The organism is Oleiphilus sp. HI0066 (genome assembly GCF_001635725.1).
Genome location: NZ_LWFH01000912.1, coordinates 1 through 614, shown reverse-complemented (window position 1 = coordinate 614; position 614 = coordinate 1). Strand labels below are relative to the sequence as shown.

The 614-nt window shown below is 42.5% G+C and carries 1 protein-coding gene and 1 pseudogene; both read right to left on the bottom strand.

Annotated features, from left to right (window positions below; translation table 11 throughout):
• On the bottom strand, nucleotides 1–370 hold a 370-nt coding region (rsmG, locus tag A3738_RS10595), incomplete at its 3' end, for a 16S rRNA (guanine(527)-N(7))-methyltransferase RsmG (protein ID WP_068763588.1).
• A gap of 2 nt (nucleotides 371–372) precedes the next feature.
• Nucleotides 373–614 (bottom strand): annotated as a pseudogene (gidA, locus tag A3738_RS10590) (tRNA uridine-5-carboxymethylaminomethyl(34) synthesis enzyme MnmG); the annotation flags it as partial.

The following is a 614-nucleotide window of genomic DNA, read 5'->3' as shown; positions in this document are numbered from 1 at the left end:
TTTTTAACCCCAGAGTAATCGCTGCTTGCGTCAAGAATCGCGTTTTTTTGATATTGCTATCGACCAAGGTAAATTGGCTATTGGGAAACAGTAGCGCAAGAGGAATACCAGGTAAACCAGGTCCAGTACCCACATCCATGATTTCTGACTCAGTGATAAACGGAACAACGCTTAACGAGTCAATAATATGGCGCTCCAACATTTCTTTCGGATCGCGAATCGCTGTTAAGTTGTAGGTGGAGTTCCATCGATACAGTAGTGAAACATACTCAACTAACTTATCTGCGTTCTGAACACTTAGCTCTATGCCGATTTCACCTGCAGCGTTTAACAGACATTCAGAAAACCCTTCGGTATTAATCTGGCCCACAACTAATTCGTCTCTTTCACGGATATTGCGCGCTTCATACTCGCTTTTTTCATGAACACCAGAACAAGTGAGATAGCAGCAGGTGTTACGCCAGGAATGCGCGAAGCTTGAGCAATCGTTGTAGGCTTCTGAGTCATCAACTTTTGCTTCACTTCATTCGACAAGCCCGATACTTGTTCATAATCAAAATCATCTGGAATCACAGTATTTTCATTCTTACGCAGCTTATCTATCTCATCTTGTT